Annotated in this window: 19 protein-coding genes and 1 pseudogene; 6 read left to right on the top strand and 14 right to left on the bottom strand. The window is 52.6% G+C overall.

All coding sequences use genetic code 11. The features are described 5' to 3' along the window. Positions 1-17: 17 nt before the first annotated feature. The 3 genes from WFP70_RS17155 to soxR form a co-directional block, all read right to left on the bottom strand. Complete coding sequence (locus WFP70_RS17155; protein WP_337023910.1) at positions 18-305, bottom strand: hypothetical protein; 288 nt, start codon at positions 303-305, stop codon at positions 18-20. A 158-nt stretch (positions 306-463) separates the two neighbouring features. Then, positions 464-1,126, bottom strand: coding sequence for a glutathione S-transferase family protein (locus WFP70_RS17150; protein WP_337023909.1), 663 nt, complete (start codon positions 1,124-1,126; stop codon positions 464-466). A 44-nt stretch (positions 1,127-1,170) separates the two neighbouring features. Beyond that, positions 1,171-1,647, bottom strand: coding sequence for a redox-sensitive transcriptional activator SoxR (gene soxR / locus WFP70_RS17145; RefSeq protein WP_034826898.1), 477 nt, complete (start codon positions 1,645-1,647; stop codon positions 1,171-1,173). Between the two features lie 97 nt (positions 1,648-1,744). Between soxR and soxS the strand changes: the two genes are divergently transcribed. Together soxS and WFP70_RS17135 are read left to right on the top strand one after the other, a co-directional pair. Further along, positions 1,745-2,173 carry a superoxide response transcriptional regulator SoxS gene (gene soxS / locus WFP70_RS17140; protein WP_034826899.1) on the top strand — a complete coding sequence of 143 codons (429 nt, stop codon included), beginning with the start codon at positions 1,745-1,747 and terminating at the stop codon, positions 2,171-2,173. Between the two features lie 252 nt (positions 2,174-2,425). After that, positions 2,426-2,707, top strand: coding sequence for a YjcB family protein (locus tag WFP70_RS17135; protein WP_034826901.1), 282 nt, complete (start codon positions 2,426-2,428; stop codon positions 2,705-2,707). Between the two features lie 55 nt (positions 2,708-2,762). On the opposite strand, the gene WFP70_RS17130 is transcribed toward WFP70_RS17135, so the two are convergent. Further along, the gene (locus tag WFP70_RS17130; RefSeq protein WP_034826903.1) at positions 2,763-3,713 is read right to left on the bottom strand and encodes an ATP-grasp fold amidoligase family protein; all 951 of its coding nucleotides are present in this window, start codon (positions 3,711-3,713) and stop codon (positions 2,763-2,765) included. Positions 3,714-3,721: 8 nt separating this feature from the next. Then, positions 3,722-4,978 (bottom strand): oligosaccharide flippase family protein, encoded by a 1,257-nt coding sequence (locus tag WFP70_RS17125; RefSeq protein WP_337023908.1) that lies wholly within the window; start codon positions 4,976-4,978, stop codon positions 3,722-3,724. Between the two features lie 527 nt (positions 4,979-5,505). Between WFP70_RS17125 and WFP70_RS17120 the strand changes: the two genes are divergently transcribed. Beyond that, positions 5,506-5,901: a transposase gene (locus WFP70_RS17120; RefSeq protein ID WP_097118957.1), complete on the top strand. Its 396-nt coding sequence runs from the start codon at positions 5,506-5,508 to the stop codon at positions 5,899-5,901. Positions 5,902-6,804: 903 nt separating this feature from the next. Here the strand turns inward: WFP70_RS17120 and WFP70_RS17115 are convergent. Both WFP70_RS17115 and WFP70_RS17110 read right to left on the bottom strand, forming a co-directional pair. Next, on the bottom strand, positions 6,805-7,758 hold the full coding sequence (locus tag WFP70_RS17115; protein ID WP_337023907.1) for a DMT family transporter: 954 nt from the start codon (positions 7,756-7,758) through the stop codon (positions 6,805-6,807). A 72-nt stretch (positions 7,759-7,830) separates the two neighbouring features. After that, the gene (locus tag WFP70_RS17110) at positions 7,831-8,661 is read right to left on the bottom strand and encodes an AraC family transcriptional regulator (RefSeq protein WP_337023906.1); all 831 of its coding nucleotides are present in this window, start codon (positions 8,659-8,661) and stop codon (positions 7,831-7,833) included. Positions 8,662-8,785: 124 nt separating this feature from the next. Here WFP70_RS17110 and WFP70_RS17105 point away from each other — a divergent pair. Next, a pseudogene (locus tag WFP70_RS17105) lies at positions 8,786-9,315 on the top strand (isochorismatase family protein). 55 nt (positions 9,316-9,370) lie between these two features. Here WFP70_RS17105 and WFP70_RS17100 read toward each other — a convergent pair. The 3 genes from WFP70_RS17100 to ssb1 all read right to left on the bottom strand — a co-directional run bounded on the left by WFP70_RS17100 (position 9,371) and on the right by ssb1 (position 13,362). Next, positions 9,371-10,600, bottom strand: coding sequence for a DNA-processing protein DprA (locus WFP70_RS17100; RefSeq protein ID WP_337023905.1), 1,230 nt, complete (start codon positions 10,598-10,600; stop codon positions 9,371-9,373). After that, positions 10,600-12,696 carry a RecQ family ATP-dependent DNA helicase gene (locus tag WFP70_RS17095; protein ID WP_337023904.1) on the bottom strand — a complete coding sequence of 699 codons (2,097 nt, stop codon included), beginning with the start codon at positions 12,694-12,696 and terminating at the stop codon, positions 10,600-10,602. The genes WFP70_RS17100 and WFP70_RS17095 overlap by 1 nt, the downstream gene beginning before the upstream one ends. Before the next feature lie 114 nt (positions 12,697-12,810). Then, a complete protein-coding gene (gene ssb1 / locus WFP70_RS17090) occupies positions 12,811-13,362 on the bottom strand; it encodes a single-stranded DNA-binding protein SSB1 (protein WP_034826920.1) in 552 nt (183 codons plus the stop codon). A gap of 222 nt (positions 13,363-13,584) precedes the next feature. Here ssb1 and uvrA point away from each other — a divergent pair, with 222 nt between their 5' ends. After that, positions 13,585-16,416, top strand: coding sequence for an excinuclease ABC subunit UvrA (gene uvrA, locus WFP70_RS17085; RefSeq protein ID WP_337023903.1), 2,832 nt, complete (start codon positions 13,585-13,587; stop codon positions 16,414-16,416). Positions 16,417-16,706: 290 nt separating this feature from the next. Beyond that, positions 16,707-17,771, top strand: a complete 1,065-nt coding sequence (locus tag WFP70_RS17080) for an NAD(P)-dependent alcohol dehydrogenase (RefSeq protein WP_034826924.1) — start codon at positions 16,707-16,709, stop codon at positions 17,769-17,771. Here the strand turns inward: WFP70_RS17080 and WFP70_RS17075 are convergent, their stop codons facing one another. The 4 genes from WFP70_RS17075 to WFP70_RS17060 all read right to left on the bottom strand — a co-directional run bounded on the left by WFP70_RS17075 (position 17,772) and on the right by WFP70_RS17060 (position 20,895). Beyond that, entirely contained in the window at positions 17,772-18,128 is a 357-nt protein-coding gene (locus WFP70_RS17075) for an MmcQ/YjbR family DNA-binding protein (RefSeq protein WP_058960078.1), read from the bottom strand. A gap of 188 nt (positions 18,129-18,316) precedes the next feature. Continuing rightward, positions 18,317-19,510 carry an amino acid aminotransferase gene (locus WFP70_RS17070; protein WP_097119024.1) on the bottom strand — a complete coding sequence of 398 codons (1,194 nt, stop codon included), beginning with the start codon at positions 19,508-19,510 and terminating at the stop codon, positions 18,317-18,319. A 48-nt stretch (positions 19,511-19,558) separates the two neighbouring features. Beyond that, entirely contained in the window at positions 19,559-20,173 is a 615-nt protein-coding gene (locus WFP70_RS17065) for a YitT family protein (RefSeq protein WP_337023902.1), read from the bottom strand. A gap of 230 nt (positions 20,174-20,403) precedes the next feature. Further along, on the bottom strand, positions 20,404-20,895 hold the full coding sequence (locus WFP70_RS17060; protein WP_034826932.1) for an Lrp/AsnC family transcriptional regulator: 492 nt from the start codon (positions 20,893-20,895) through the stop codon (positions 20,404-20,406). Positions 20,896-20,950: the final 55 nt, after the last annotated feature.

The following is a 20,950-nucleotide window of genomic DNA, read 5'->3' as shown; positions in this document are numbered from 1 at the left end:
CGGAAAAAGGCAAACGATTATCTGGCGTTTGCTATGGGGTTTTCAACTACTAATAGATTATCAGGCAGGATAAAGCGCAGACTGGCGCGGGTTAACAATGTGGTTACACTGCTTTTAGCGAAACTTAAGGGGTCGGAACTGGCTGGAAAATATCGATATTTTTCATTCATCGCACAGTTTTCCTCCCCAACTGCACCGATGGTAAGAGGTGGATGCCTCATGAAGCGATAATTAACTTGAGGCCCAGCAAAGGCCCGCCCGAAGAGCAAAGCGTCCGCGCCATGGACGGCGCGGCCGATCTGCATGGATGCGTTATTCCTTTGCGATCGGGCGGGCCTTTGCTGGGCATGGCACCCAACTCACAGCGATAATCCACAGCACCCAACCCACAACGACTAACCCACAGCACTCAACCTATAGTACCCAACTCACAGCACCCAACCCACAGCACTGCAGCGACAAACTAACTAAACGTAATCGCCCCGCCCTGCTCAATCGCGCGTTGCCAGGCAGCACGTTGCTGCATCGATTCCAGCCAGCGTGCCGTGGCCGGCATCTCTTTCAGCGATCCCCGCACTTGCAACGCCAGCAGCGGGAAACTCATCTGCACATCGGCGATGCTAAACCGTGACCCGGCGAAATAACGATGCTGGCTAAGATGCTGCTCAATCACGCCACTGTGCAGTTTTAGCTGCTTGTTCAACCAGGCCTTCTGAATCCCTTTGCTCAACGCCACGCCTGCCGGACGTAAAATCCACGGCACCGGCTTCTTCCCGAGTTGCCCAAACACCAGCTTCATCACCAGCAATGGCATCAGCGACCCTTCTGCGTAATGCAGCCAGTAACGCGCCTGAATCTGTTCATCCTCGTCCGTGATGGCGAACAAATGCTCGCTGTCATATTTCTGCTGCAGATACGCCAGAATCGCCCCTGACTCGGCGATCACCCGATTGCCATCGGTAATCACCGGCGACTTCCCCAACGGGTGAATTTTCTTTAATGACTCTGGCGCCAGCAGCGTGTCCTCGCGCTGATAACGTTTAATTTGATACGGCACCGACAGCTCTTCCAGCAGCCACAACACGCGATGCGAACGGGAATTTTCCAGATGGTGAACGGTAATCATGCGGTTTTCCTTGCCGGTCAAAGTCTCCCGGCAAGTATAGCGGATTAACCTTTGTGCTCGTCTTGCTCAGGATCGAGTAACACCGCCCCCGAACCTTGCTGTGCCAGACGGTCACCGGGATTGCGCAGTGGACAATCGCGCATCGATAAGCAGCCACAGCCAATACACCCATCCAAATCGTTGCGCAGGCGCGTCAGGGTTTCGATACGCTTATCCAGCTCTTCACGCCAGTGCTGCGTCAGCGCATCCCACTCCTGCGTCGACATACGCTTGTTGGCTGGTACATGCATCAAACTGTCGCTGACAGTGGCCAGCGGAATACCGATGCGCTGCGCAATCTTGATAATCGCCACACGGCGCAGCACATCGCGGCTGTAACGCCGTTGATTGCCGCCATTGCGCGAACTGAAAATTAAACCTTTGGTTTCATAAAAGTGCAGCGCGGAAACGGCCACGCCGCTACGTTTCGCCACTTCACCCGGCGTTAACACCGGTTTTGGGTAATTGCGTTCTTTTTTCATTTAGGGCCTTTACCTCAAGTTAACTTGAGGAATTATACTCGCACCCCATCAAAACTTCGAATTTCAAACCCGATAAACCTTTCAGAAGGATGAGGCTATGATGCAACAGGAAATCATTCATTCACTGACACACTGGATCGATGAAAATCTGGATAAGGCCCTGTCGATCGACGAAGTGGCAGCAAAATCCGGCTACTCAAAATGGCACCTGCAGCGTATGTTCCGTACCGTGACGAAACAAACGCTGGGTGGCTATATTCGTGAGCGCCGCCTGACTCTGGCCGCTGAAGCGTTACGCCAGACTCAGCGTCCAGTGTTCGATATCGCGATGCAATACGGTTACGATTCACAGCAAACTTTTTCGCGCGTGTTCCGCCGTCAGTTTTCCCAGACGCCGACCGCCTATCGTCACACCATGCGCCGTCAGGCGATGATTCAGCGTCCGCGTCTGCTGAGTTTCGATTGCAGTGAAAACATGAACAGCTTTGCCCAGCGCACAACCGGCGAGTGCTGCCCGGTTCAGTGACATTCTGCGCGCCCTTCACGGGCGCACCTTCCCGCTTTGCCTCTGCCATCTCCCCCGCTTCGATAAAAATCTTTCTACCATACCAGGTATAAATTTTGTTCAAACTTTCAAATCGGGTGATATAATGTGACCCAAGTCACAGATTTACCCCCGCGTAAGACGGCCAGAAGGGCCTCCCTGACCCTCCTTCTTTGCCGCCAGTGATGTCCAATCAATGTCAGGGATATTACTGATTTGAAGAGGTTTTTGCAGATGGCTACGTTAACCACCAGTTTAATCGTCATGCGTTGGGAGCTGCTCAGCGCCATCATGATGTTCTTTGCCAGCACCATGAAAATTAAACTGCGTCAGAATAGTCACCACGTGATGGCACTGATGTGCGGCGGTATTGGTGTAGGCATGTCATGCTGGTTCGTTACCGGCCTGCTCGGCATTACCCTGAGCATGGAAAATCTGCACAACTTCATGGAAATCTCCAAAAACGCCTTCGTAGAAGTGATGAGCCAGACGCCTGCTGATTGGCCGATGCCTTAATCGCAGCCAATAAAAAACCCCGCTAAGCGGGGTTTTTTATTTTGCTGTGTGATACTCAAATTTTCTTCAGTACGGCTGGAATAGCGACTTCCGGCACCGTCACACCCGGTATCTGCGTACCGCGGCGGTCTTGAATCCACATATCACCCATCATCTGGTTTAATCCACGGTCCAACCCGGTCACTAACCCGGCACCTGGCGTAAACGTCAGCTCGCCAAAGTAAATCCGATCACCATCGATATACCAGTCCACACGCACATAATCAAAATCGCTCGCCAGGGTTTTACTGAGCGCTAATGCGTGCTGTAACTGCGCCATTTGTGGATTCACATCCAGCCCGGTATCGCGAATTTTGTGGTACGCCTCATTGAGGTTGTTCACATAAAAATTCATCGACAGTAACGGGTTACATCGGTTGTAAATCACCTGCAGCACATATTCAAAGCTGCCGTCCCGCTTGTTGAACATGTGAAACTTGTAATCAATCGGCGCGGTTTTGCCATCCCCAATGTACTGCTCCACCAGGATACGCGGCTTGATGTAGCGATAGTGAATCTCACGCGCTTCATTGGCAAAGTCGGTCTTCAACCAGCGATGGCAGTCACTGATAATTTTCTGCTTCTTCAGCGCATCCGGCTCTTCCAGCAGGATTTCCACCATATTGGAGCCGTGATTGGGCTTAATTACCGTGTTCTTCCAACTCGGCAGCGTATGCAGCGAGTGCGGGTCGCTGGTCTCATACACCAATGGGATCAGGTATTCGCTGCCCACTTTCTCGGCGATGTATTCGCGCACCGAATATTTATCCGACAGGCGGCCATAGATTTGGTAATCGCCAAAAACGAATTTCCGGTACAGCACCTTCTCATTAAACACTTTCGGTTGACGCAAATTGGGCAGTTTGCGGAATTTATGAAAGTAATAGATGCGGTCCTGGTAAGCCCAGGGCATCTTCTTGATGAAGTACTGGACACTTCTTCTGAGTTCATCTTTCAACTTGAGCATATCGGACCTCATTTGTAGGTTTTGTAGTTGAGTGAGGAAACTTGAATCTTCTGAATGACGCCGTTATTGAAGAAGTAATTCATTACGGTGAGGGACAGAAGTTCAGAGATAAAGACGCTCCAGGCGGCACCCATGATGCCGTAGCCCTGGATCAGCCACCACGACAGCGGCAGACTGATCACCATCAGGCAGATGATCTTCTTCAGCAGATAGTTAAATCCGCCCTCTTTCACCATGTAGCGATACGCTACGGTCCCCATTGCCGAAAAGCAGGTTGCTAACGACAGTAACGTAATGAGACTCCCTGACTGTGTGTACTCGTGACCATACAAAGCGATGATGATTTGCTCGCCATACAGCGCGATCACCGCTAACAACAACAATGAAACACCCATGACATAGCCGTTCAGCCGCGCAGTGAGCTTGATGGCGGCTGCTCCGCGCTCCCGGAAGATCTCCGAGAAGCAGGAAGTGATGATGGCAACCGGAATGAATATCCAGGACGCCGAAATGGTATTGGCGGCAGCAAACAGGCCGAGATCGCGAGCGGAGGCTATACCCGCCAGAAACATCTGGGCCGCCTTAACCTGCACGGAAATGAAGATGCTGGAAATTGCCAACGGTAAACCGGCGTACAGCAGATAACGCAGGTAGGTTTTGCGCTTCTCCTGCGGTGGCGCCATGTCCTGGTTTTCGCGGTAAAAGTTAGACCGTTTAATGACGTACGGCACCAGCGTGACCATGACAATCGACAGCGTCAGCCACAAGGGATTGAGATGCAGCCAGGCAATGGCGAAACTCAGGGTAAAGCCCAACAGCAGGCCGACCGAGTTGGCCACGGTATTGAGTCGGGAAGCCAGACGCGCATTGTTATAAACGCTGAACGTATCCTGAGTCACAAAAACGGAGGAGATAAACGAGGCCAGGGCAAATGCGAGGAAATTTTCCTGCATGTTGTACCACACCCAAATCAACACCGGGATGGAGGTCAGCAACAACAAGACCAACCGCATGGTGCGGGCCACCGCCATCAGCCGCAGGCCTTTCGGCGCACTTTTGCTGATGCGTTTGAACAGGATGGTTTCGGTACCGAAAATCGCTACGGTCTGTACCATCGAGAACAACGAGGTTGAAAACGCCATCTGACCGAATATGGTCGGGCCAAATGACTTCGCCACGTAGGAGGTCACAAATATGACGCCAAACACCGAGACGATCTTCTCAGACATCATCCAGGCGGCATTAGACATTACGCTCAATTTCATCGACTGATCCTTAGTATTACTTACAGCAACTGCCTTTCGGTACAACGTCCTTGAAATGAATTAACAAGCGCTCAGTGGGCCTGACTTAAATTAATAACTTCAAACCAAACTGGTCCGAAAAATGAGACTCCCGTCAGGATTCTTTGAATGAATTCAGGAAAATTCCGATTAAACCTGGTGCGAAACTCTGCGGATGTAAACGATTTCAGCCTGAATTCGAAGCAAAGGTTTACTGGCACACCCTGTGATTTTCACAAACAGGTTATGCCGTATTTCCAATGATTGTAGTATTTTTCTGCATTTGGGATGGAATGAATCTATATCAAAAACCCAAAGCCAGGAAGGCGTTCAATGGCATTCAGAATAAAATAAGATTTATCCCATGATGATATTTATTCTAAATAACTTAATTTAAACCTCGCAATTCTAATCGCGCACTTTAATACTGCATTAATACTCTTTTTGCAGTACCAGATATTAATACAGTAATTCTCATCCACTAATTGATAAGAAAGGTAAGAGCATTTATGAGAAAGTCACGATATAGCGAAGAGCAAATCACAAATGCCATTAAAGCTTCTGAAACGGGAGTGAAAGTCAGGGAGATTTGTGAAGAGCTTGGCATTTCCGAGGCCACCTTCTACAGCTGGAAGAAAAAGTTCTCTGGGCTTTCTTCCGAAGAAGGACGAAAAATCAAAGAGTTGGAGGATCAACTACAAAACCTTACCCGTGAACTGCAGTCGTTGAGTTCCGATAAAGAGATGCTGCAAAGCGTGCTGAAAAACTTCTTCACTACAAATGAGAAGCGGCAAGCCGTTAACTTCCTTCAAACCACCTTCGACATTGGAACGCGTCGCAGCTGTCGTTTGCTGGATATTAGCCGCAGCGTTTACCACTATCCTTCAGGCTCCGATAATCGCTAACACCATTAAGACCGTTGTTATTTGACTTAATGCTGAGATTTGTTCTTACCAGAAGAGATGAAGATCATTTAATTCGGCGTTCGTAACATAACAATTCGCACCATTTTTTCCTGATGAATATCATCGCGGATTTGCTTCCTTTTTTGCGGTAAAATTGATTCACATCAGCAAAAGTCTCGCTATTCAAGCCTTTTAGACGCAGCCCAATCTCATTACGGTGAGATTGGTGCTTCGTTTTATTACTTAACTGATATTAATGATCAGGACTGAATACAGATAAATCTGTTAAGCAGTCATGAACAACGGCATGTAATCGCTCACACAATGACTCTTATTTTTATTGGACCTATCACTTTAGGTGATGATCACGGGTTGCCATCTGGCCAGAGCAATACGCTGATAACCGCACCAGGATTATTCCGGATTAGAAACGTTATCACACCTAAACAATAACAGTAAAAAATGGCGACTTTTTGGAAATATCGCCCGGTAATTCATCGCTGTGTTTAATCATTTTTTCATGCAAATTCAGCGGATGTTTCTCAACACCGGAGCAGCATCTTGAGAAAATGGTGGCTTAAAGCGGTGATTTTCAGTGCCAAATCGCAGTAAAAGTGCAGACAGAACACCTTTTTAACCCTGCCGGCGCCGGTTTTTTTACCCTTCCCCGCGGGTTATCACCTCGTTTCCACCCACTTGAGTGACCAGATTGCCCCCCTGAATGCAACATGGGTTATGACAAAGTGGGGTAAAAACAGGCAAGGATAAGCGAGGGAAAGTTATATCGCGGTGGTGACTGAGGATATAAATGGCGAAGAGGAGCGCAAAACAGAGGGGGCAAATTCCTAAAAACACTGAAGAAAGGGCTGCTGAGCCCCTCTACTCAGCAGCCAGAAATTCATGTTAAAGCGCGCTGACTTTCGGCTGCGGTTTAATACGCATGGCATAGATTACGCCAACGATGAGACAGCCAATGCCAATGCCAGTGAGCAGCGGCGGCAAGCTCTGTCGCCAGAGGAAGGTCCACAGCAGACCCGCCAGCGTTTCGAACACAATCAGCGGCCCCATGATGACCGTTGGCACACGCTGGCTGGCCGCATTCCAGCATAGCGTGCCTAACCATGAACATATCAGCCCAATCGCCAGCATGATGAGGAGAAAACGCGTGGGCTGTGGGCCAAATGGCAGAGCGAACTCAGGCTGCTGCCAATAAAGCTGACCGCACACGAATAAATAGAACACCAGCGCCAGCGGTAAGGTCACCAACCCTTGTGCCGTTGCCCAGCTACCGGCTTTATGCTGTGGATGCGCGCGCAGCCAGATGCCATTACGCAGCGGATACCAGGTCCAGCAGGCGACCGCTAAAATCGCCAGTAACAGCCCTGTAAGATAGCGCGACCAGTCAAATTCCGGCCCCTGCATTTGCATCTCAGCGGCATTCACGCAGCCCAGGCCAGCAGCAATAATCAGTAGCGCCGGAAAGAGTTTACGCCAGGAAAGTCGCCCTTCAAGATGGCCGTAGCAGAGGTTGGCCGTCACAGTGATGACCACCGGCAAAGTGCCAATTATCATGGTCGAGATGGGCGCACCGGTGCGCTGGATAGCACTGGCGAGACAGGCGTAATAGAGCAGATTACCGACCAGCGACAATTTCAGCGCTTCCAGCCAATCTTTGCGCGCCAGTTGTTTCAGACGGCGGCGATCCAGCCACGCCAGCGGCAAGACGACCAGACCGAATGCCACATAGCGTCCGGCTGATTGTAGGGTGCCCGGATAGTCTGGGATCAACAGTGGGCCGACAAAAATCAGCCCCCACATCAGTCCTGCGGCAAGTGCAAATACGATTCCAGCAAACATTCTCTTTTCCTTTATGACCTTTCCGCCGCAGTGTGGCGTAACCGGATAATAAAGGCTTGTAGCAGATTGCGGTTAACGTGAGGGGAAAACTTGCTTTTGATAACGCCCTGGCGTGATGCCATAACGGTGAGCAAACGCGCGCGTGAGGTGTGCCTGATCGGTCAATCCAACAGCCGCCGCTACCGAAGCCGCGCTTTCTCCCATTCCTAAACGTTGCTTGGCTTCGAACAGGCGAAAGGCCATCAGCATCTGATGTGGCGTAACATGGAAGTGGTGTTTAAAACTGCGGAGAAAATGCCACGGCGACAAAGACGCCAGGGCGGCCAGCTCATCAAGACGAACCGGCTCCGCCAGGTTTTCACGCAAATAGGCTTTTACCGCATCAAAGCGATGGGCGCCCTCTTCGGGTCGGGATCTTCCCTGATGTGCCAGCGGGCGTAATAGCTCCAGCAGTTCCAGCAACAGACTCTCGCGTTCTAGCGCGCTGGTGGCTTGCCACATCTGTGCCAGTCGCTGGGAAAAGGGCTGCGCCAGGCGGACATCTGTGCGCAGCGCCTCACTAAACCACCAGTGACGATCGCCGGTAAGCCGCTCCATCTCCTGCGGATCAATATAGATCATGCGATAACGCCAGCCCTCATCACAGGCCGATTCCCCGGTGTGCAATTCATCAGGGTTCATCATCACCAGTGAATGCTGCGGTGCCGTATAGTGCGTGCCGCGGTAGCGAAAACGCTGTGCACCCGATTCAATGGTGCCGATACCGAAGGCTTCATGGGTATGCGGCTCAAAAGCGTAACGCGAGATGTGCGCCTGATACAACTCGATACCGGGCAGTTCAGCAAAATGCTGGAACTGCGCCTGATCGCACTTATCAGGAAAGATTTCCGGAACCACCTTCACGTCACACCTCCTAAAAACAGGTTAATTAGCATGCGCGGCGGCGAGCTGAAATGCAAAACAGATTTGCTTTACCTGCATGCGTAACAATCGCGATACTGTCATCCACTATATAAAGGAGGCAGTGATGGCTAATCGGGTTGTCGTGGTAGTGGATATGCAAAACGGCGTGCTGGCTTCGCCACGTTTCGATCGTGACGGGCGTTGTCAACGCATCAATCAACTGACGGCAGCGGCCGATCAGGTGATTTTTTTATCCAGCACGTTGAGCCAGGCCTGGAAGTGAATAGCGAAGGCTGGCAAATCGTGCCGGAATTGGATCAGCCAGCCAACGCGATCTACGTTAACAAAACCGCCTGTGACAGTTTTTGGCAAACCGACCTGGCGGCTCAGCTTGATCAGCATGGCATTGAAAGCTTTGTGATTTGCGGCTGCGCGACCGATTACTGCGTGGATACCACCATCAAGGTGGGTGCCAGCCTGGGCTATCACATCACCGTTGCTGCCGATGCGCATACCACCGCTGACCGGACTTACGTTTCCGCACAACAGCAGATCAATCAGCACAATGAAATCTGGGCGGATTTGATTCTGCCGGGCAACCCGGTGTTAGTGCGTGATACTGAGGTATTGCTGCGGGAGTGGCGGCCGCATTAGCAGTCACTTTGCCGGGCAGAATTGTCCGGCTTCCATTATGGGCGGCATTCAGCAGCTAGATTTTACGCTTCCATTGATAACGGTTTGATCCTGCCAGCTGTTCAATCAGCCCCTCATGCTCCGCGCGCTGCAACCATTCAGTCAGCTGAATCTGATGCAGACCGGTTCGCAAGCCCAGATCTTCAATCGTGACCGGATAGGCGGCCAGTGCAGGCAATTGCGCCTGAAAAATCAGGTAAAAATCGGATGGATGCCAGATTCCTTCTGGTTCCTGAGCCACATTAGCATCCGCGATCTTGTCAGGCATCGTGTGCCATGCGCCGCTCAATAGATCATCCTGCTGGTAAGGCTGATGACGGTGAGTCGTCATCCATTGCGCAACATCAATGTCATCGGGGTGAGCAGCGCACCATTGCCCACCCTGTGCGACCAGCTGGGCGTTGCTGGCCTGTACATCGTCGGTCGGCTTAACCCACAACGGTACCCATTTCTTGCGCAGATTCTCTTCCGCACCCGCCAGCGTACCGCCCTTGTGACCCGCGTGTACGACCAACGCACTCTTCGCCAGGCAATAAACATATCGATTGCGCGCCATCGCGTGACCCACAGTAAAGCCTGCTTCCGGATAGAAAGGCGAAAGCAGCAATAACTTTCCTGCCATGAGACCTTTACGCCATTTGGCGCTGGTCGCAGCGGTGAGCAGACTATCACTGAGAACACCAATGACGGCTCCGTTATGTTGCAAAGCGCCCAGCATCGCGGCTTCATCAATGCCTCGTGCACCACCCGAAATCAGATTTATATTCGCAGAGACAATTCTTGCCGCAACCTGACGACTGAACGTTAAATCCCGCTCGCTGGCATTTCTTGACCCAACCACCGCAAGGCCTGGGTGATTCAACAGAGTGATATCACCACAGCCGAACAGCACCGGCGGCGCGTCAGTGCGCAGCTGTTGCTTTAGCAGCCTTGGATATTCAGTGTCAGAACGTGTTAACACCCACAACCCCGCACGCTGCCAGCGTTCAATCGCTAACGCCAGGCTATGTCCACGGCTCAGTAGCGCTTCAATACGCTCGCGCGTGATATGAGAATCAACCCAGCTGGCTAGCATGACATCAGCACCAGAGCCGAGCAGATCGGCGGGTGTTGCAGATTGTTGTTTCAGCCACAGGGCGAATCGCCCCCATTCAGCATTACCTAGCGGCTTCACCTCATCCTCACTCTGGCGCGAGAAGTCGCTGGTTAACAAAAGCGTTGCCTGTGCAACAGGAGATAAATTCATCACTCTTTCACCGTTGAGGTTGCCAGCGCCAGTGGATAGACAATGCCGCTACCCGCTTGCTGAAGCAGGGCTGCAGTCACTGCCATCGTCCAGCCTGAATCGACAATATCGTCTACCAGTAACACGGCAGTGGCAGGCAGGTCAGCGCTGGTGGAAAATGCGCCATCCAGATTACGACATTGATGGAAGCGATTATTCTGCAGACGTTGCTGAGGGTTATCTTTCACTTTCTGCAGTGCATCGACAAAGGGTATGCCGAGTCGCTCTGCCAATCGGCGGGCAAAATCCGCTACCAATTGAGGCTGACGCAACGACGGTACGCAGCAAACCCACCGTGGCGCAGGTGCTGGCTGCCAGCGCTGTTCAATCATTTCCACTATGGCAGCAACCAGTTCATCACTGAAATGACCGGCTGCTTTCTCGGCCACTACGCGAGATCCCCATCCGGCATCTCCCCAGCGCGAAAGCACCCGACCTTCCTGCGCACGCAGAGCGGCAGGTAAATTGCCGCGAAAACCGTACTCTTCAAATGCCTGAGCAGCCACCTGAATTTTGGGCAAAATCACCGTTTCGGCGCGCTGTAGAAAGGTCGCTGCCTGATGAGCCAGTGTCGCATCCACCTGCGGGTCAATCAAAGGTCGACCGAGGCAGCTGGCACATTTGCCACAGGATACGGGGTCTGTGTCATCCAGTGATAATCGCAGAAACGTCATCAGGCAACTGCGCTGTGAGATATAACGCTGCACCTCCTGCCACTCTTGCTCGCGCTGTTGCGTCAGATGCACGATACGTTCGCGATCCAGCAGATAAGCGACCGGCGTTCTCCGCCATTGGGATTTGACCTTAATCACCGGTGCAGGATTCTCAACGCTGAGCAATTTCAGCACTTTTTCAATTTGCACCTGGCGCAGATTGGTCTGCTGTTCGATATCACGAATCGACAACCCATCACTCTCCTCCAGCACTTGCAAAATATCATATACCTGAGTTTCTGCTGGAAAAGCAGACTGCCGGAAAAACTGGTGAATATCGCGATCTTCACCGCCTGACATCAGCACGCCAACCGCATGGTCGATGCCACGTCCCGCACGCCCTACCTGTTGGTAGTAAGCAACAATGGAAGCGGGTGCCTGATAGTGCAGCACGAAGCTCAAATCAGGTTTGTCATATCCCATTCCCAGTGCGGTGGTCGCCACCAAAACTTTCAATTGGTTAGTTAGCAGCAAGGTCTCAAGGTGTTGACGATAGTCGTTGCTGCTGTCGAAACCAGCGGCCTCAACGCTGCCATGATAGGCGCGCGCATCAATGTGCTGCGTGCGTAACCAGGCCGCAACCTGCTCGGCATCCCGCACGGTGAGCGTATAGACGATACCGGTTCCCGGAAGAGAGGGAATGACCTGCGCCAGCCAGGCAAGGCGAGAGGCCTGATTCGGCAAAATGAGCGTTTGCAGCGCCAGACTTTTACGAATCAGCTCACCGCGCTGAATCACAATGTCGCCCATCTGTTGCTGTATATCTGCAACGACACGATTATTGGCGGTAGCGGTGGTACCGAGCACTGGCGTATTCGCCGGTAGTTGCCGCAAGATGCTGACAATGCGCCGATAGTCAGGACGGAAATCGTGCCCCCAATCGGAGATACAGTGCGCCTCGTCAATCACCATGAGCGCGATACGGTTGGCAATCGGCTGCAGTACGGTTTCGATGAATTGATCATTGGCGAGACGTTCTGGAGAGATGAGTAAACAATCGACCTGATTGTCCAGCACCCGTTGTGTCACTGAAGACCAGTCACTGCTGTTCGAAGAATTGAGGGTTTCAGCAACAATACCCAGTCGACGAGCCGACTCAATTTGGTTACGCATCAGCGCCAGTAGCGGTGAAACAATGATGGTCGGACCCATACCGCGATCGCGAAAAATTTTGGCGCTGATAAAATAGACGGAGCTTTTACCCCAACCCGTGCGCTGCACCACCAATAATTTCTGTCGATGATTGACCAAAGCATCAATCGCTTCCCACTGCCCATGACGAAACTGAGCCTGCTCATCCGCCAGTGCGGTTTTTAATAACACTTCTGCCTGATGCTGTTTCATTATCACTCCTTGATGGGAAATGCGTCCCTTCTTTTGATTGAGAAACCTGAGAGCCAGATACAAAAAAGCCCCGTAAAACGAGGCCTTAGCGAGAAGTTATGCGTGAGCGTTGACTCAGAACGGGATGTCGTCGTCAAAGTCCATTGGCGGTTCGTTGTTCGCCGGTGCGCTCTGCTGCTGCGGACGCTGTTGTGCGCCGCCGCTGAACTGGTTGCCGCCCTGAGGCTGCTGCTGAGGTTGCTGTGGCTGGCCCCAACCGTTGTTATTGCCGCCGCCCTGGCCGCCCATCGGTGCGCCGCCTGCGTTCGCGCCCTGCTGACGTCCACCGAGCATCTGCATGGTGCCGCCAACGTTAACAACCACTTCGGTGGTGTATTTTTCCTGACCGCTCTGATCCTGCCATTTACGGGTACGCAGCTGGCCTTCGATGTAAACCTGAGAGCCTTTACGCAGGTATTCACCCGCCACTTCAGCCAGTTTGCCGAACAGCACAACGCGGTGCCATTCAGTGATCTCTTTATTTTCACCGGTTTGCTTGTCGCGCCAGCTTTCCGACGTGGCCAGCGTAATGTTGGCTACCGCGCCACCATTTGGCATGTAGCGCACTTCCGGATCCTGACCCAGATTCCCGACAAGAATCACTTTGTTTACGCCACGACTGGCCATGTTGCTGTCTCCCGATGAGTTGATGCTAAAAGTCTAAGCCAAAAATTGTATCACGTCACAATGACGGTGCCCACTTCAGAGCAGGCTCGCAATTTTTATTTGGCACACAGAATAGCAAAAACACTGGATATTTATTCAGTTTATTTTTTGTGCCATACTAACGCGTTTCTGCTGGTCATGCTGGCAAGGCATGGCGAGTGTTGTTCAATCCGGGAAAGGTGAATGGATAAGATCGAAGTCCGCGGTGCTCGCACCCATAATTTGAAGAATATCAACCTGATCATCCCTCGCGATAAGCTGATTGTGGTCACCGGTCTGTCGGGTTCCGGTAAGTCTTCGCTGGCGTTTGATACGTTGTATGCCGAAGGTCAGCGTCGCTATGTTGAATCGCTCTCGGCCTATGCGCGCCAGTTTCTTTCATTAATGGAGAAACCGGACGTGGACCATATTGAAGGTCTCTCGCCCGCCATTTCTATTGAGCAGAAATCCACATCGCATAACCCGCGCTCGACGGTCGGCACGATTACTGAAATCCATGACTATCTGCGTCTGTTGTTTGCCCGTGTGGGTGAGCCGCGCTGCCCGGATCACGATGTTCCGCTGGCGGCACAGACCGTGAGCCAGATGGTGGATCAGGTGATGGCGCAGGAAGAAGGCCGTCGTCTGATGCTGCTGGCACCCGTGGTGAAAGATCGCAAAGGCGAACACACCAAAACGCTGGAAAACCTCGCGGCGCAAGGCTACATCCGCGCCCGTATCGATGGCGAAGTCTGTGATCTCTCCGATCCGCCAAAGCTGGAACTGCAGAAGAAACACACCATCGAAGTCGTGGTGGACCGCTTCCGCGTGCGCGATGACCTGGCAACGCGCTTAGCCGAATCCTTTGAAACCACGTTGGCACTGAGTGGTGGCACCGCCATCGTCGCCGATATGGATGACAGCGATACCGAAGAGCTGCTGTTCTCGGCTAACTTTGCCTGCCCAATTTGTGGCTACAGCATGAGTGAACTGGAACCGCGCCTGTTCTCGTTCAACAACCCGGCTGGTGCCTGCCCAACGTGTGATGGGCTCGGCGTGCAGCAGTATTTCGATCCCGATCGTGTGGTGCAGAACCCTGAACTGTCACTGGCTGGCGGTGCAATTCGTGGCTGGGATCGCCGCAACTTCTATTACTTCCAGATGTTGCGCTCGCTGGCAGAGCATCTGGATTTCGATGTCGAAGCGCCGTTCAACAGCCTGAGCGACAAAGCGCGCGAAGTGATTCTGTACGGTTCCGGCAAAGAGAGTATCGAATTTAAATACATCAACGATCGGGGCGACACTTCGGTACGTCGTCATCCGTTTGAAGGTGTGCTGCACAACATGGAACGTCGTTATAAAGAGACGGAATCCAATGCGGTGCGTGAAGAGTTGGCGAAATTCATCAGCAACCGCTCCTGCACCAGCTGCGAAGGCACACGCCTGCGCCGTGAAGCACGCCATGTATTTGTTGAGAATACCAACCTGCCGACCATCTCTGAGATGAGTATTGGCCATGCCACCGACTTCTTCCGCAATCTGAAACTGAGCGGGCAGCGTGCGCAGATCGCCGAAAAAATCCTGAAAGAGATCGGCGATCGCCTGAGCTTCCTCGTTAATGTCGGTTTGAATTATCTGTCGATGTCGCGTTCCGCAGAAACCCTCTCTGGCGGCGAAGCGCAGCGTATTCGTCTGGCAAGTCAAATCGGTGCGGGTTTGGTGGGCGTGATGTATGTGCTGGATGAGCCCTCAATTGGTCTGCATCAGCGCGATAACGAACGTCTGCTTGGTACGCTGATTCACCTGCGCGATCTCGGCAACACCGTGATTGTGGTCGAGCACGATGAAGATGCGATTCGCGCCGCTGACCACGTGATTGATATCGGTCCTGGCGCGGGTGTGCACGGCGGTCAGGTGGTGGCTGAGGGTGACGTGAATGCCATTATGGCTAACGAAGCTTCGCTGACCGGTCAGTATCTGAGTGGCAAGCGCGAAATCGCCATTCCGCAACAGCGCGTGAAAGGCGATCCGGCAAAAGTGCTGAAACTTACCGGCGCGCGTGGCAACAACCTGAAAGACGTCACGCTGACGATCCCGGTGGGTCTGTTTACCTGTATTACCGGTGTATCCGGTTCCGGTAAATCCACGCTGATTAACGATACGTTGTTCCCGATTGCCCAGCGTCAGCTGAACGGCGCGACCACCACGGAAGTGGCGCCGTATCGCGAGATCGCCGGTCTGGAGCATTTCGATAAAGTCATCGACATTGACCAGAGCCCAATTGGCCGTACGCCGCGCTCGAACCCTGCTACTTACACCGGCATTTTCACCCCGGTGCGTGAGTTGTTTGCCGGTGTGCCGGAAGCACGTTCCCGTGGCTACAATCCAGGACGCTTCAGCTTTAACGTGCGCGGTGGACGTTGCGAAGCCTGCCAGGGCGATGGCGTGATCAAGGTCGAAATGCACTTCCTGCCGGATGTGTATGTGCCGTGCGATCAGTGCAAAGGCAAACGCTATAACCGCGAAACGCTGGAGATTAAATACAAAGGCAAAGGCATTCACGAAGTGCTGGATATGACTATCGAAGAAGCGCGTGAGTTCTTTGATGCTGTCCCTGCGCTGGCGCGTAAACTGCAAACGCTGATCGACGTGGGCTTGTCCTACATTCGCCTCGGCCAGTCAGCCACTACGCTGTCAGGCGGTGAAGCGCAGCGTGTGAAACTGGCGCGTGAGCTGTCAAAACGCGGCACCGGGCAGACGCTCTATATCCTTGATGAGCCAACCACGGGTCTGCACTTTGCTGATATTCAGCAGTTGCTGGAAGTGCTGCATCAGCTGCGCGATCAGGGCAATACCATTGTGGTGATTGAACACAACCTCGACGTGATCAAAACGGCTGACTGGATTGTCGATCTCGGCCCAGAAGGTGGTAGCGGCGGCGGCGAAATCCTGATTTCTGGCACGCCAGAAACCGTGGCGGAGTGTGAAAAATCCCACACCGCTCGCTTCCTTAAGCCGATGTTGAAGAAGAAGTAAAATTGAAGGCCCGCAGTGCGGGCCTTCTTATTTCTTTCAATCCACAGACGCCGCACTCTCTAGTTTACTCGCTGAATATTGCAGTCAGTCGGGCCTGATACCTCGCTGTCAGATTCCGCAGCAAAATGCAGAAACAGGCAAGAATCAGACAACTTCAGGCATATACGCATCTCATCCTGCTGACTATCCTTACACAGTTCCTTTTTGGCGTAGCTCGTTACGCCTTTGTCCCTTCAGCTCGCTGAACGGGATCCCGCAAAACACTCACGACACACCCGATTGGAGACACCATGAATATTACGCATGCCTATGCCGCACAGGACGCGAAAACTAAACTCGCCCCGTTCGACTATAAGCCGCGCGAGCTGCGCGCTCATGATGTGCAGATTGAAGTGTTGTACTGTGGCGTTTGCCACTCTGACCTGCATCAGGCGCGCAACGAATGGAAAAACACCATCTTCCCGGTGGTGCCAGGCCATGAGATCGTTGGACGCGTTACCGCCGTTGGCGGCCACACTCACAAATACAAAGTGGGCGATCTGGTCGGTGTCGGCTGTATGGTTGACTCCTGCCGCAGCTGTCCAAGCTGCCAGGAAGGACTGGAGCAGTATTGCGAAAACGGTTTTGTTGGCACCTATAACGGTGAAGATCGCGAAACCGGCGCCATCACCTACGGCGGTTACTCCACCAGCATGGTGGTTGATGAAAGCTTTGTGCTGCGCGTGCCGGAAAACCTTGAGCTGGCAGGCGTTGCCCCGCTGCTGTGTGCCGGTATCACCACCTACTCACCGCTGCGTCACTGGAACGTCGGTCCAGGTAAGAAAGTGGGCATCGTCGGTCTGGGCGGCCTCGGCCATATGGGCGTGAAAATCGCGCATGCGATGGGCGCGCATGTGGTGCTGTTCACCACTTCACCATCGAAGATTGAAGACGGTAAGCGCCTGGGTGCTGATGAAGTGGTGATTTCGAAAGATGCTGATCAAATGGCGCAGCACAACAACAGCTTCGATTTCATCCTCAACACCGTGGCTGCTCAGCACGATCTCAACCCGTTTATTGCCCTGCTGAAACGCGATGGCAACATGACGCTGGTGGGCGCGCCAGAGCACGATCATCCGGCTCCACAGGTCTTTAATCTGATCTTCAAACGTCGCAGCATCGCCGGTTCACTGATCGGTGGTATCGCTGAGACACAGGAGATGCTGGATTTCTGCGGCAAGCACGGTATCACTTCAGATATCGAGCTGATCGCCATGAACCAGATTAACGAAGCCTACGAACGTATGCTGAAAAGCGACGTGAAATACCGCTTCGTGATTGATATCAACACCCTGCGTGAAGAGTCAGCGGCTTAATTAGCGCGCGTCTTCATCATGGCTGACGCCCGCCGCGCGCGTGGCGTCAGCCTGTTGCCAGGAAGCCTCCACCAGATAATAAATCTGCGAATCCTTTAGGGATCCATCCAGCCACAGCGTGCTCCAGTGCGACTTATTTAGATGCTCGCTCGGGAATACATCATTGTGCTCTTCGCGCAATAAATCAGCCAGCGCAGGCGAGGTTTTCAACGAGAGCGCCGGACGCCCTTTCACCTCATGCACCATGGCAAACAGTACGCCTTCGCTTTTTACCTGTGTGGCATCCCATTCATTTTTATAGCTCTGCTCCGCACCCGATTTGCTCATGCAGTAGGTGAGGAGGTCCGAAATGTTCATGCTGTTTTCTCCTTGGTAGAGGCCGATTTGAGGCCCGATGACGCCTGCCATCGGTTTCGATACAGACGTCATTACACCGTTTAAGTGTGCAGCAAGTCAGCCAAAGGTAAAGGCGATGGCACCCGATTACGAGCATAAAAAAACCGCCAGCCCGGAGGCATGACGGTTTTCTCGTGCTGCGTAGTGCGTTACATCACGGCAGCAAAGGCTTCAGCAACCTGGTTAACGTTACGGCTGTTGAGGCCAGCCACGCACATACGGCCGCTGGCAATCAGATACACGCCGAACTCATCACGCAGACGGTCAACCTGCTGCGCACTTAAACCGGTGTAGCTAAACATACCGCGCTGCTTCAGCAGGTAATCAAAGTTTTTGCCCGGCAGTTTGGTGCTCAATACGTTGACCAGCGTCTGGCGCATTTCGATGATGCGCAGGCGCATCGCTTCCACCTCGGCCAGCCAGTTGTTCAGCAGCGCTTCATCGTTCAGTACGCAAGAAACCACCTGCGCACCAAAGTTTGGTGGGCTGGAGTAGTTGCGACGCACGGTGGCTTTCAGCTGACCAAGCACGCGTGCAGATTCTTCTGCGCTCTCGCACACGATGGACAGGCCGCCAACGCGTTCGCCATACAGCGAGAAGATTTTCGAGAATGAGTTACTGACCAGCGCTGGCAAGCCCGCAGCCGCAATCGCGCGAATCGCGTAAGCATCCTGCTCCATACCGGCACCAAAGCCCTGATAAGCGATATCGAGGAACGGAATCAGTTCCTGCGCTTTCAATACTTCGGTGGTTTCATCCCACTGTGCGTTCGTCAGATCCGCACCCGTCGGGTTGTGGCAGCATGGGTGCAACAGCACGATAGATTGCTTCGGCAGCGTTTTCAGCTTGGCAATAAACGCATCAAACTTCACGCCGTTGGTCTCTTCGTCGTACCACGGATAAGTCTGTGCGTCGAAACCGGCACCGTTGAAAATTGCGATGTGGTTTTCCCAGGTCGGATCGCTCACCCAAACATTTGAGTTCGGGAAGTAACGCTTGAGGAAATCCGCCCCTACTTTCAGTGCACCGGAGCCACCCAACGTCTGGATGGAAGCAATGCGGCCGGCCTTCAGCATCGGGTGTTCTTTGCCAAACAGCAGCGGTGCAATCGCATTACGGTATGGGCCCAGGCCTTCCATCGGCAGGTAAAGTGACGCCTGATGCGGCTGCGCCTGCAGGCGTTCTTCTGCGGCAGCCACGGCTTGCAACTGAGGAATGATGCCCGCCTCGTTGTAATAGAGACCAATGCTCAGATTCACTTTATTGTCGCGTGGGTCCTGTTTGAAGGTTTCCATCAGCGACAGAATTGGATCGCCAGCATAAGCATCAACGTTTTGAAACACGGTGCAGATCTCCATGATTGGTCATAAATAGTCGGTAAAGAGGCGTCATTAAACCATGTAGCGGCCGGGACGATGATTCATAGCGATGATGAGATTGAGGATCACCGCGCCCGCAATTGAGGCCAAAAGTATCGGCAGCGACACCACGAAAAGCGAAGCGAGTACCACGCAGGTATCTACCGCCATTTGCAGTTTGCCGGCGCGCAGACCGATGCGGTCCTGCAGCCAGAGTGCCAAAATATTGATACCGCCGAGACTGGCTTTGTGACGAAACAACACTATAAACCCAATCCCCATCACCACGTTACCGAACAATGTCGCATAAAACGGATTTAACGCAGAAAAATGGATGAACATCGGATGCATGTGTGTGAACAGTGAAACCAGCCCCACCGCGCAGAACGTTTTAATCGTGAATTCCCAGCCCATGCGGCGCACTGCCAGCCAGTAAAACGGCAGGTTAATCAGGAAAAATGCGCTACCAAAAGAGAGGTGCGTCAGATAGCTGATTAAGAACGCGATACCTGCAGTGCTGCCAGTCAGCGCGCCCGCCTGTTTCAGCATCATCACGCCAAAGGAAACCATTAACGTGCCGAGCACTATCGCCAGCGCATCTTCAATACGTGAATGAGGAATTTTAGTGGGTTGAACAACGTTATCCATGGAGTAATCTCAGTGCAAATGATGCGGTTCAAATGCAAAAAACGCACCACATAGGCGGCGCTAAGTCGCCACCTATGGGGTGCCAGCGATTATCCAATTGATATCTAAGGCGCTTTTATTGCAGGTTTTTGTGCATCAACCCAAGCTTCAATCGTTGATTCATGCACAAATCTGTTTTCTGGTGCGCGTTGTTTGCATTCAATGTGCGTTAATTGCACCAGATTAGCACATCATGCACTTTTTTGGCGCGTTTTGTGCTCGGGGATAATCATCAAGCCGTTCTCTTTTAAACGGCTCAACACCACGGAGGTTTTCACATGGGCCACACTCTGATGGCCAGCCACCAGCTGACTGATCAACGCACTCAGCGAGGCTAAATCAGCCACGGCCACTTTCAGCAGATAATCAGCATCACCGGTGGTTTTAAAGGCATCAACAATCGCATCCTCTTCTGCCACCATGCGATGGAAACTCTCTTCATAATCTGGCGTGTGATTCTTTAAACGCACTTCAATCAAGCCCACCATGCCAAGACCCACCGCGTCCGGCGAGAGCCGTGCGTGATAGCCGAGGATGAGGTTTGCCTGTTCGAGATTGATGCGGCGGCGTGAACATTGAGACGCCGAAAGACCGACTAAATCACTGAGTTCCTGATTGGTAAGGCGGCCGTTAGATTGTAATAGTGTCAATATCTTAAGGTCGTAATCGTCTACCTGAGTCATTCTGCTTCCACAGCGTTATAGGGTGCGCTTTGGTACAGATAACCTGATTAAAGCC

Origin of the sequence: Pantoea sp. USMM079, assembly GCF_037153115.1 — a bacterium.
Classification (GTDB): Bacteria; Pseudomonadota; Gammaproteobacteria; order Enterobacterales; family Enterobacteriaceae; genus Pantoea; species Pantoea communis.
Note: the sequence above shows the minus strand (reverse complement) of the source record. Positions and strands in the feature narration are given on the sequence as shown.

What these genes read in the sequence shown, in the direction of transcription:
- WFP70_RS17155 (WP_337023910.1), bottom strand. Translation starts at nt 305, where the DNA reads ATGCAGATCGGCCGCGCCGTCCATGGCGCGGACGCTTTGCTCTTCGGG.
- WFP70_RS17095 (WP_337023904.1), bottom strand. Translation starts at nt 12,696, where the DNA reads ATGAAACAGCATCAGGCAGAAGTGTTATTAAAAACCGCACTGGCGGAT.
- WFP70_RS17125 (WP_337023908.1), bottom strand. Translation starts at nt 4,978, where the DNA reads ATGAAATTGAGCGTAATGTCTAATGCCGCCTGGATGATGTCTGAGAAG.
- WFP70_RS17065 (WP_337023902.1), bottom strand. Translation starts at nt 20,173, where the DNA reads ATGGATAACGTTGTTCAACCCACTAAAATTCCTCATTCACGTATTGAA.
- uvrA (WP_337023903.1), top strand. Translation starts at nt 13,585, where the DNA reads ATGGATAAGATCGAAGTCCGCGGTGCTCGCACCCATAATTTGAAGAAT.
- WFP70_RS17075 (WP_058960078.1), bottom strand. Translation starts at nt 18,128, where the DNA reads ATGAACATTTCGGACCTCCTCACCTACTGCATGAGCAAATCGGGTGCG.
- WFP70_RS17080 (WP_034826924.1), top strand. Translation starts at nt 16,707, where the DNA reads ATGAATATTACGCATGCCTATGCCGCACAGGACGCGAAAACTAAACTC.
- WFP70_RS17060 (WP_034826932.1), bottom strand. Translation starts at nt 20,895, where the DNA reads ATGACTCAGGTAGACGATTACGACCTTAAGATATTGACACTATTACAA.
- soxR (WP_034826898.1), bottom strand. Translation starts at nt 1,647, where the DNA reads ATGAAAAAAGAACGCAATTACCCAAAACCGGTGTTAACGCCGGGTGAA.
- WFP70_RS17100 (WP_337023905.1), bottom strand. Translation starts at nt 10,600, where the DNA reads ATGAATTTATCTCCTGTTGCACAGGCAACGCTTTTGTTAACCAGCGAC.
- WFP70_RS17120 (WP_097118957.1), top strand. Translation starts at nt 5,506, where the DNA reads ATGAGAAAGTCACGATATAGCGAAGAGCAAATCACAAATGCCATTAAA.
- WFP70_RS17115 (WP_337023907.1), bottom strand. Translation starts at nt 7,758, where the DNA reads ATGTTTGCTGGAATCGTATTTGCACTTGCCGCAGGACTGATGTGGGGG.
- WFP70_RS17150 (WP_337023909.1), bottom strand. Translation starts at nt 1,126, where the DNA reads ATGATTACCGTTCACCATCTGGAAAATTCCCGTTCGCATCGCGTGTTG.
- soxS (WP_034826899.1), top strand. Translation starts at nt 1,745, where the DNA reads ATGATGCAACAGGAAATCATTCATTCACTGACACACTGGATCGATGAA.
- WFP70_RS17130 (WP_034826903.1), bottom strand. Translation starts at nt 3,713, where the DNA reads ATGCTCAAGTTGAAAGATGAACTCAGAAGAAGTGTCCAGTACTTCATC.
- WFP70_RS17135 (WP_034826901.1), top strand. Translation starts at nt 2,426, where the DNA reads ATGGCTACGTTAACCACCAGTTTAATCGTCATGCGTTGGGAGCTGCTC.
- ssb1 (WP_034826920.1), bottom strand. Translation starts at nt 13,362, where the DNA reads ATGGCCAGTCGTGGCGTAAACAAAGTGATTCTTGTCGGGAATCTGGGT.